The organism is Ancylobacter sp. SL191, from assembly GCF_026625645.1.
In the GTDB taxonomy this organism is placed as follows: Bacteria; Pseudomonadota; Alphaproteobacteria; order Rhizobiales; family Xanthobacteraceae; genus Ancylobacter.
Genome location: NZ_CP113056.1, coordinates 3,132,779 through 3,143,207, shown reverse-complemented (window position 1 = coordinate 3,143,207; position 10,429 = coordinate 3,132,779). Strand labels below are relative to the sequence as shown.

At 66.2% G+C, this 10,429-nt stretch carries 9 protein-coding genes; all 9 read right to left on the bottom strand.

Translation table 11 applies throughout. The features are described from left to right. Window positions 1-2: 2 nt before the first annotated feature. Complete coding sequence (gene lpxD / locus OU996_RS14240) at window positions 3-1,067, bottom strand: UDP-3-O-(3-hydroxymyristoyl)glucosamine N-acyltransferase (RefSeq protein WP_267582265.1); 1,065 nt, start codon at window positions 1,065-1,067, stop codon at window positions 3-5. An 88-nt stretch (window positions 1,068-1,155) separates the two neighbouring features. Beyond that, a complete protein-coding gene (bamA, locus tag OU996_RS14235) occupies window positions 1,156-3,588 on the bottom strand; it encodes an outer membrane protein assembly factor BamA (protein WP_267582264.1) in 2,433 nt (810 codons plus the stop codon). 179 nt (window positions 3,589-3,767) lie between these two features. Beyond that, window positions 3,768-4,913, bottom strand: a complete 1,146-nt coding sequence (gene rseP, locus OU996_RS14230; RefSeq protein ID WP_267582263.1) for an RIP metalloprotease RseP — start codon at window positions 4,911-4,913, stop codon at window positions 3,768-3,770. A gap of 118 nt (window positions 4,914-5,031) precedes the next feature. Further along, on the bottom strand, window positions 5,032-5,853 hold the full coding sequence (locus OU996_RS14225; RefSeq protein ID WP_267582262.1) for a phosphatidate cytidylyltransferase: 822 nt from the start codon (window positions 5,851-5,853) through the stop codon (window positions 5,032-5,034). 4 nt (window positions 5,854-5,857) lie between these two features. Beyond that, the gene (locus OU996_RS14220) at window positions 5,858-6,541 is read right to left on the bottom strand and encodes an isoprenyl transferase (RefSeq protein ID WP_420712765.1); all 684 of its coding nucleotides are present in this window, start codon (window positions 6,539-6,541) and stop codon (window positions 5,858-5,860) included. A gap of 140 nt (window positions 6,542-6,681) precedes the next feature. Further along, entirely contained in the window at window positions 6,682-7,245 is a 564-nt protein-coding gene (gene frr / locus OU996_RS14215; RefSeq protein ID WP_267582261.1) for a ribosome recycling factor, read from the bottom strand. Between the two features lie 143 nt (window positions 7,246-7,388). Then, window positions 7,389-8,123, bottom strand: coding sequence for a UMP kinase (gene pyrH, locus OU996_RS14210; RefSeq protein ID WP_267582260.1), 735 nt, complete (start codon window positions 8,121-8,123; stop codon window positions 7,389-7,391). Between the two features lie 100 nt (window positions 8,124-8,223). Beyond that, a complete protein-coding gene (tsf, locus tag OU996_RS14205; protein WP_267582259.1) occupies window positions 8,224-9,147 on the bottom strand; it encodes a translation elongation factor Ts in 924 nt (307 codons plus the stop codon). A gap of 113 nt (window positions 9,148-9,260) precedes the next feature. Further along, on the bottom strand, window positions 9,261-10,259 hold the full coding sequence (locus OU996_RS14200; RefSeq protein WP_267582258.1) for a 30S ribosomal protein S2: 999 nt from the start codon (window positions 10,257-10,259) through the stop codon (window positions 9,261-9,263). Window positions 10,260-10,429: the final 170 nt, after the last annotated feature.

Below are 10,429 nucleotides of genomic sequence, written 5' to 3'. Positions count from 1 at the left end.
CTTCACTGCCCTTGCTGACCACCGGCGGCCGGGCGCTCGACACGCGCCAGGCGCTGCACGGCCATGACCTCGCGGAACCACTCGCGCATCGGCTTGGCGGGCGACCCGCCCCACTCGACGCCCGGCGGCACGTCGTCCTTCACATTGCTCGACGCGGCGATGCGGGCGCCGTCGCCGATCTTCACATGGCCGATGACACCCACCTGCCCGCCCAGCATCACGAAGTCACCCAGCGTGGCGCTGCCGGCAATACCGGTCTGCGACACCACGATGCAATTGCGGCCGATGACCACGTTGTGGGCGATCTGAACCAGATTGTCGATCTTGCTGCCCTCGCCGATCACCGTGTCGCGCAGGCCGCCGCGATCAATGGTGGTGCCGGCGCCGATCTCCACATCGTCCTGCAGAATGACGCGCTTGATTTGCGGCACCTTGGCGTGCCCCCTGGCGCCGCCGAGATAGCCGAAACCATCCTGCCCGATGCGGGCACCGGGATGGACGATGACGCGGTCGCCGAGCAGCGCATGCTGCAGGCTGGCGCCGGGACCAATGGAACAGTTGCGCCCGATGCGCACGCCCGTGCCGATCACGGCACCCGCCGCGATCACCGTGCCGCTGCCGATCTCCGCTCCCGGCCCGACAACCGCGCCGGGATCGACGGTGACATCACTCTCCAGTCGGGCCTGCGGATGCACCACGGCACCGGCGGCGATGCCGGTCGCACCAAAGGCCGAACCGGGACGCAGCAACGCCGCGTGGAACTGGCGGGCTATGGCGACGAAGGCCGGGTAGGGCTTGGCGACGACCAGTGCGACCGCGCCGGCGGGCACATGATCGACAAAGCGGGAGCTCACGAGAATGGCGCCGGCGCGGGTCGCCTGAAGCTCCCCGACATGGCGTGGGCCATCCATGAAAGCCACGTCCGAAGGGCCGGCCTCATCGAGCGAGGCGACGCCGGAGAATTGGCACCCGCCATCGACGCCCCCAGGCAGCGGCGCGCCGACAGAGGCGGCGATCTCGGCCAGAGAAAGCGGGGTGGGCGCGGGATAAAAGACGGGATCGCTCATGGTCGGTTGCCGTGCGGCTGGGGCCCCTCAAACGCAGAGGCGGCCCGGAGAACCGGGCCGCCATGCAGATTGCCGTCAGATCAGACTATCAGAAGCGGGTGCCGCCGCTGAAGCGGAAAGCCTGCGTCTGGTCGTAGTCTTCCTTGGTGAGCGCCCAGGCATAGTCGAAGCGCAGCGGACCAAAGGGCGACTTCCAGATCAGGCTGACACCGACCGAAGAGCGGATCAGGTCGCTGTCGGCGACGCAGATCGCGCCGGTGGCATTGGAGGAACCCTCGGGGCAGACCGTGTCGTTCGCAGCGCCAGCGCTGTCGAAGGTCGTGGCGCCCTGGTAGTCCCAGAGCGAGCCGGCGTCGGCGAACACCGCTGCCCTCAGACCCAGCTCCTTCGGCATGAAGGTGAGCGGGAACTGCAGCTCGGCCGTCGTGCCCCAGTACAGCGTGCCACCGATGGCATCCGCGTCCGAATAGTCGCAGGTGGTGCCATTGCAACCCGACGCAAGGTCACGCGGGCCGATGCCGTTCGGCTCGAAGCCGCGCACCAGATCCGGGCCCTTGAAGAAGTTGTCGAGAATGCGCAGCTCCTCGCCGCCCCACGACGCCACGTTACCCGCCTGGCCGCGCAGCATGAGCACCACGTCGCCATAGACCGGGAAGTAGAAGCGCGAGTCGAAGGTCGAGCGGATGTAGTTCACGTCGCCGCCGAGCCCAGCCAGATCCTGCTTGAACTCAATCAGGTAGCCGTTCGTCGGATCCGTGTTGTTGTCCAGCATGTTGTAGCTGAGCGTGTAACCAACGGCCGAGGTGATGGCCGGGTCGTTATTCACCTCCAGAAGGGCCCAGGAGACGTTGCCGTAATCCTGGATATCTTCCTCGGAAATCGAGATTTCCTTCTGGTACAGGCTGTAGCGCAGGCCCAGCGTCAGCTCGTCCGTCAGCGGCAGGGCCACGCGGAGCGTACCGCCGCCCGTCGTCGTGTCATACGGGCTGTACGAGGTCGCCTGCGTCTCCTTGTAGTAAAGGTCGAAGCCGGCGGCGACGCGGTAATCGAGGAAATACGGCTCGGTGAAGTTGAAGTCGACGCCCTGGGCATTCTCACCCAGCGAACCGGCGAGGCGGACATACTGGCCGCGACCCAGGAAGTTCTTCTCCGACACCGCGACTTCACCGATGAAGCCGTCAGCGGTCGAATAACCGCCCGAGATGGAGAACTCGCCCGTGGGCTGATCCTCGACCTGAACCACGAGGATCACGCGATCCGGCGCGGTGCCCGGTTCGGTGGTGATCTTCACGTCCTTGAAGTAGCCGAGATTGCGCAGGCGGCGTTCGGCGCGGTCGATCAGCACGCGGTTATAGGCATCGCCTTCCGCCAGATCGAACTCGCGACGGATGACCCAGTCGCGGGTGCGGGTGTTGCCGCGGATTTCGATGCGCTCAATATAAACGCGCGGGCCTTCCTCGACGGCGAAGACCAGCGAGATGGTGCGGGTCTGCACGTCGCGGTCGCCGCGCGGGCGCACCTGGGCGAAGGCATAGCCGCTCTTCGACACCTCGATCGTGGCGTTCTCGACCGACTTCTCGACCAGCTCGGCGTTGTAGACCTGACCCTTCTGCACGCGCAGCGCCGCGCGAATGCGGGCCGGATCGACGTCCTTGATGTTGGAGACGACGTCCACCGTGCCGACGCGGTACTGCGGACCCTCGTCGATGACATAGGTCAGGATGAAGCCGTTCTTGCCGCGGTCGAGATCCGCCGTCACCGAGACGATGCGGAAATCGGCATAGCCGTGACGCAGATAGAACCGGCGCAGCAGTTCCTGGTCGGAATTGATACGGTCAACGTCATAGACGTCGGTGTTCTTGATCCAGGACAGCCAGTTGGTCTCGGTCGTGGTCAGCTCTTCCTTGAGCTTGTACTCGGAGAAGGCCTTGTTGCCGACGAAGACGATGCCGGCGACGCCGAGCTTCTCGCCCTCGGTGATCTCGAAGACGAGATCGACACGGCCCTGCCCGCGCTCGATGGTCTTCGGCACGACCTTCACGTCGTAGCGGCCCGAGCGGCGGTAGAGTTCGATGATGCGCTGGGTGTCGGCCTGCACCGTGGTCTTGGAGAACGGCGCGCGGGCCTTGGACTGAACCTCGCTGGCGAGCTGCTCGTCCTTGATCTTGCGATTGCCCTCAAACGCCACGCGGTTGATGACCTCGTTCTCGGTCACGCGCACCACGAGGCGATTGCCGCTGCGGCTGACATTGACGTCCGAGAACAGGCCGGTCGCGTAGAGCGCCTTCAGCCCCTCGTCGATCTTGGCCGGCGTCAGCGCCTCGCCCGGCTTCGACGCGAAATAGGACCGGATCGTCTCCGAATCCACACGCTGATTACCCTCAACGACGATGGAACTTGCAGTCTGAGCGACCGCAGCCACAGGCGCGACGACCGTTCCGGCAACCCCCGCGACAGCCATCAGTGCAACAACACTGGCGACCGACGCCAACTTACTCACGAACCGGAAACTACCAGCCATTTGGTGCGCAACCTTACCGTTGTTCTGACATCACGCCGGCCGCGGCCGCAGCTCGGCATGATCTTCACCCTGCGACCCCGCTTGTACAGACTTTTGGCAAGCCTGCAAACCGAGCCACCCCGACACCCACGCCTTTTCCGCGCGGCGTGGCCCGAGGGCAACGCCGCAGCGGAAGGCACTTAAGACTTTGAAATAGTGAGAATATCGTTCCACGTCGCAAAGATCATCAGCATCAACACCAGAGCCAGTCCAATGCGGAAACCGACCTCCTGCGCCCTCTCGCTGAGCGGGCGGCCGCGCAGCGCTTCGATGGCGTAGAAGAGCAGGTGCCCCCCGTCCAGCAACGGTACGGGAAAGAGGTTAAGAAGACCGATCGAAACCGACAGAACCGCCGCAAGCTGCAGCAGCGCGGCGACGCCGAAGGTCGCGACCTGGCCGGAAACCTGCGCGATGCGGATCGGCCCACCGAGCTGATCCGCCGATTCCCGGCCCGTCACCACGCCGCCGAGATAGCTGAAGGTGCGGTCGACGATGAACCACACTTCCTTGCTGGCCATGCCGACCGCCGCCACGGGGCCGAATCGTTCGGTCTTCACCTCGCCATTGCCGGTCGAGCGGGCGATACCGAGAACACCGAGGCGATGGACATTGCCGAAACTGTCCGTCACCTCGCGGCGGTCCGGCGTCGCGGTGAGCGTGAGACGCTGGCCGCCGCGCTCGATCTCGACGGCGAGCGGCTGATCGGCGCTGGCGCTGACAATGCGCTGCATGTCACCGAAGGTTTCGATCTTGGCGCCGTCAATCGACAGTATGAGGTCGTTCGGCTGGAAGCCGGCGCGCTCAGCGGCGCTGCCGGCCTGGACCGTGTCGACCTGCGGCACGGTCACCTGCCGCCCGACCGTCATGAACAGCCCGGCGAAGATGACGATGGCAAGAATGAAATTGGCGATCGGCCCGGCGGCGACGATGGCCGCACGTGCCGCCACCGGCTTGTGGAAGAAGCTCTCACGCCGGTCCGTCTCGCTCATGCCGGCCAGCGTCTCGCGGTCCGGGGTCGAGGCGGCATTGTCGTCGCCGAGAAACTTCACATAGCCGCCGAGCGGAATAGCGGACAGCTTCCAGCGCGTGCCGTGCCGGTCATAGAAGCCGGCAATCTCCGGCCCGAACCCGACCGAGAACGCCACCACACGCACTCCCGCGCGCCGGGCCACCCAAAAGTGGCCGAGCTCATGGAAGAACACCACGATGGTCAGCACGAACAGGAAAGGGATCACATAGCCGAGGAGCCAGCTCGCGGTGCCGCCCATCGAGGCGAGAAATTCCATGGTTCAGTTCCCAAAACCGGCACGGGGACAAAGGCGCCGCGTCACACAGGAGGATGGTTGAAGGCGAAGTTGGGCGAAAGTCCGTATGCAGTCACATTCCGGCGCGATTCCGCCCGCGCTACCACGCCAGGAGGCCCAGCGCCGGCGCGGCGGGATCGCGCAGCAGGCCGAGAGCCAGCGCGAAGGCGCCGGCGGCGATGAAGCCATCCAGCCGGTCCATCAACCCGCCATGGCCTGGAATGAGCGCGCTCGAATCCTTCACGCCGAAGCGGCGCTTCATCGACGATTCGAAGAGATCCCCCGCTTGGCTCACCACGCTCGCGAGAAAAGCCGCCGGCGCGGCGAGCAGCGCGGAGGAGAGCCCGCCGACATAAAGCGTCAGCATTCCCGCGGCCATGCCGAAGACCGCGCCGCCAATGGCACCCGACCAGGTCTTGTTCGGGCTGACGCGCGGCCAGAGCTTCGGCCCGCCGATCAGGCGACCGCAGAAATAAGCGGCGATGTCGGTGCTCCAGACAACGGCGAACAGCCAGACGAGACTGAGCAGCCCGATGACCGGCTCGGCGCGCAGCATCAGCGCGGGCAAGGCGAGCGCGGCGGCGTAGAGCACGCCGAAGGGCGTCCAGAGCCGCAGCCGACGCCCGCCCCGCGCGATCAGCGCGACGGCCACCATGCCGACGATGACGAGAGCGGAAGCCGCGGACAGCGGCCGGATCGCCAGCATCAGCACCGCGCCAATCAGCGCGAGCGAGCCGACGATCAGCAGAGCGCGCTTGGGCTTGGCACCGATCACGGTGAGCCATTCCCAGAAGACCAGCAGTGCAGTGATCAGCACCACCAGCGTGAACGGCCAGTGGCCCCACAGGCAGACGGCGAGGACAAGGGGAGCAAGCACCAGCGCCGAAATCAGCCTGGGACGGAAATCGGCACCGATCCGCACCAGCTCAATATCCCCTGGGCTCAATGCCGCCGAAGCGCCGCTCGCGCCGGCCATATTCCGTCAACGCCCGCTCCAGCCAGCCCCGGTCGAAATCCGGCCACAGCACCGGCAGGAACACCAGCTCGGCATAGGCCGCCTGCCAGAGCAGGAAGTTGGACAGACGCTGCTCGCCGCTGGTGCGGATGACCAGATCAAGCGGCGGCAGGCCCGCCGTGTCGAGCTCGGCGGCCAGGCTGTCGGCCGTGACGTCCTCCGGGCGCAGCTCGCCGGCCGCCACCTTGGCAGCAAGGCTGCGGGCGGCGCGGGCAATCTCGTTGCGCGAGCCATAGTTGAAGGCGACGGTGAGGCACAGGCCGGTATTGGCGCGGGTCAGCGCCTGCGTCTCATAGAGCAGTTCCTGCACCTCGGAATCGCCGGGGTGCCCCTCGCCGATGATCCGCACACGCACATTGTTGGCGTGAAGATCGCGCAGATCCGAGCGGATGAAGCGCTTGAGCAGCCCCATCAGCTCCATGACCTCTGCCTCAGGGCGCGACCAGTTCTCGCTGGAGAAGCTGTAGAGCGTGATCGCCTCGAGACCGATCTCGCGGGCGGCCGTCACCGTGCGCCGCACCGCTTCGACGCCGCGCCGGTGCCCCTCGAAGCGCGGCATGCCATGCGCCTTCGCCCAGCGTCCATTGCCATCCATGATGATGGCGACGTGGCGCGGAAGCGCCGCGCTGGCGAGCGCGACGTCCTGCTTGTCCGTCCGGGAAGAGCTGCCGATCGACAACCCGAATTTGGCGATATTCACGGAGCCCCCCTCCTCTGCCGCGGGTGGCGTGGCCGCTAGATGGCGAGGATTTCCTTTTCCTTCGCCGCGACAACCTGGTCGATTTCCGCGATCGACTGGTCCGTCGCCTTCTGCACCTGATCGGCGAGCCGGTCGAGATCGTCCGAGCTCATATCGCCGTCCTTCTCGGCCTTCTTGAGGCCATCGAGACCGTCGCGACGCACATGACGCACCGAGATACGGGCGGCCTCGGCATATTTATGCGCCACCTTGACCAGTTCCTGGCGACGCTCCTGCGTCAGCTCGGGAATACGCACGCGCAGCACCTGGCCTTCGGTCTGCGGGTTGAGGCCGAGATTCGAATCGCGAATGGCCTTTTCGACCGCAGCAACCATGCCGCGGTCCCACACCTGAACCGAGAGCATGCGCGGCTCGGGAACGTTCACCGAGGCGACCTGATTGAGCGGCATGTGGCTGCCATAGGCATCGACCTGAATCGGCTCCAGCAGGCTCGCCGAGGCACGGCCGGTGCGCAGGCCACCGAGTTCAGTCTTGAGAACGCCAATGGCGCCCTGCATGCGACGCTTCAGATCGGCAATATCAGTCGGATCAATGCTCATGCGGACCTCTTCTACTCATCTGCCGGGCGCTGAGGCCTGGCGGGGGCGCCGGAACCGGTGCCGCGAAACGGGTCGGCGGCTATATCGAATGGAACGGCGCGCGTGGCAAGCGATTACGCCCGCCCTCCGGGGAGGACAAGCAATTACGGTGCTACGGTGGTCGAACGCCCCTCCCCGCGTAGCGCAGCGGCAATCGCGCCCGGCTCGCGGATCGAGAAAACGATGATCGGCAGCTTGGCCTCGCGGGCCAGCGCGAAGGCGGCGGCGTCCATCACCTTCAGATCCTTGGCCAGCGCCTCGTCATGCGTCAGGCGCTCATAGCGGGTCGCGGACGGGTCGCGCTTGGGGTCGGCGGTGTAGACGCCATCCACATTGGTCGCCTTCATCACCGCGTCGCATTCGAGTTCGGCGGCGCGCAGCACGGCGCCGGTGTCGGTGGTGAAATAGGGGTTGCCGGTGCCGCCAGCGAGCAGCACGACGCGGCCGCGATCGAGATGGCGCGAGGCGGTCTGACGGGCATAGGGCTCGCAGATGGTCGGCATGGGAATGGCGGAGAGCGTGCGGGCCGGGCAACCGGCGGCCTCGACCGCCTTCTCAAGCGCCAGAGCGTTCATCACCGTGGCGAGCATGCCCATATGGTCCGCCGTGGCGCGGTCGAGCCCCTGGCCAGCGACGCTGGCGCCGCGCAGGATGTTGCCGCCACCGACGACGACGGCGATCTGCGCGCCCGTGCTGCGGGCCTCGACCAGATCGGCGGCGATGCTCTCGATGGTCGGCCAGTGCAGGCCGAAGGCCTCGCTTCCCATCAACGCCTCCCCCGACACCTTCACCAGTACACGCGTGTAAGCGAGCTCGTTGGTTTCAGCGGGAGCGGACATGAAGCACCTCGGCTTGCGCGATTCGGGAGGGCGCAGACAGTAAAACACGCCGGACAGCCCTTGGGCGGTCCGGCGTGCGTTATCAACGGTAGACTTGAAATCAGGCGCCGGCGGCCGCCGCGACCTCAGCCGCGAAGTCGCTTTCCTGCTTCTCGACGCCCTCGCCGAGACCGAAGCGGACGAAGGCGACGAGCTTGATCGGCGCGCCGGCCTTGCCCTCGGTCTCCTTCACCGCCTGGGCGACGGTCTTGGACGGATCGTGGATGAAGGCCTGCTCGACGAGCGTGACTTCCTTATAGAAGGTCTTCAGGCCGCTCTCGACGATCTTCTCGACCACGTTGTCCGGCTTGCCGGAAGCCTTGGCCTTCTCGGCGAGCACGCCCTTCTCACGGGCGATGACGTCGGCGGCGATGCCGGCGGCGTCGAGCGCCTGCGGATTGGCGGCCGCGACATGCATGGCGATCTGGCGGCCGAGGCCGGCCAGCACGTCCTTGTCGCCGGTCGATTCGAGCGCGACGAGCACGCCGATCTTGCCGAGGCCCTCGCCCACCGAGCCGTGGACATAGGAGCTGACGACGCCCTGCGCGACTTCGAGCGAGGCGGCGCGGCGCAGCGTCATGTTCTCGCCGATGGTGGCGATGGCGGTCGAGATGGCTTCCTCGACCTTGCCACCGGCCGGATAGTCGCTGGCCTTGATGGTCTCGACATCGGCGCCGGCGGTGAGGGCCACCTTGGCGATGTTCACGACGAGCTGCTGGAACTGCTCGTTGCGCGCGACGAAGTCGGTCTCGGAATTAACCTCGACGAGCACGCCCTTGGTGCCCTCGATGGCGAGGCCGATGAGGCCCTCGGCGGCCACGCGGCCGGCCTTCTTGGCGGCCTTGGCGAGGCCCTTCTTGCGCAGCCAGTCGATGGCGGCCTCGATGTCGCCTTCGACCTCGTTCAGCGCGGCCTTGCAGTCCATCATGCCGGCGCCGGTCTTGTCGCGCAGCTCCTTCACCATGCCCGCGGTGATGTTGGCCATGTTCGATCCCTCGATCTCAACTGTCATTCGACGACACGGCCGGCCGGAGGGTTCCGGGCCGGCCGTGCGATGCAATGCTTGGCGTCAGATCATGACGCCGTCGCGAAGGCGGGTCACTCGACCTCGGCGGTCAGTTCCTTGGCCTGCGCCACCCAGCCATCGACGCGGCCGGGCAGGCCGACTTCTTCACCCAGACGGTGGGCGTCGTCAGCGTTCAGGCCGGCAATCTGCGTGAAGTGGAAGATGCCGAGGTCGGTCAGCTTCTTCTCGATCACGGGGGACACGCCGGTCAGCTTCTTCAGGTCGTCGGCGATGCCGCGCGGACCGGAGAGCGGCTCGAGGCTGGTCCACACGGTCTCGGCCGGCAGATCCTCGACGAGCGGCGCCTCGGAGGCGCCGAGATCGATGCCGAAATCGCCCTGGGCGCGGCCGATGCCGTCGATGGCGGCACGGGCGATCAGGTCGCAATACAGGTTGATCGCGCGGCCGGCGTCGTCATTGCCGGGAACCGGGAAGGCGATGCCATCCGGATCGCAATTGGTGTCGAGGATGGCCGCGACCGGAATGCCCAGGCGACGCGCTTCGGCGACGGCCAGGTCTTCCTTGTTGGTGTCGATCACGAAGAGGAGGTCGGGAATGCCGCCCATGTCGCGGATACCGCCGAGGGCGCGATCCAGCTTTTCCTTCTCCCGCTGGAGCGTCAGGCGCTCCTTCTTGGTGTAGCCAACGCCCTCACCCGCGTTGAGCAGCTCTTCGAGCTTCTTCAGACGCGCGATCGAGTGCGAAATGGTCTTCCAGTTGGTCAGCATGCCGCCGAGCCAGCGGGAGTTCACATAATACTGAGCCGAGCGCTTGGCCGCATCAGCCACGGCATCCGCCGCCTGACGCTTGGTGCCGACGAACAGCACGCGACCACCACGGGCAACCGTGTCCGACACGGCCTGAAGCGCGCGATGCAGCGCCGGCACGGTCTGGGCCAGGTCGATGATGTGGATGTTGTTGCGGGTGCCGAAAATGAAGGGGGCCATCTTCGGGTTCCAGCGGTGCGACTGGTGACCGAAGTGCACGCCAGCCTCAAGGAGCTGGCGCATGGTGAAATCAGGAATCGCCATCGTCTTTTCTCGTCCGGTTGAGCCTCCGCGGGCGTGGCCGCGCCGAACCATTCGGCGACGGCACCGGAGCGTCCGGTTCAACCTGTTCCTACAGAAATAGGAAAGGGAGCCCGGTCGCGATGCCCGCGTGCGGAATGGCGCGGCCTATACGCCAAAGCGCCCTCCGGCGC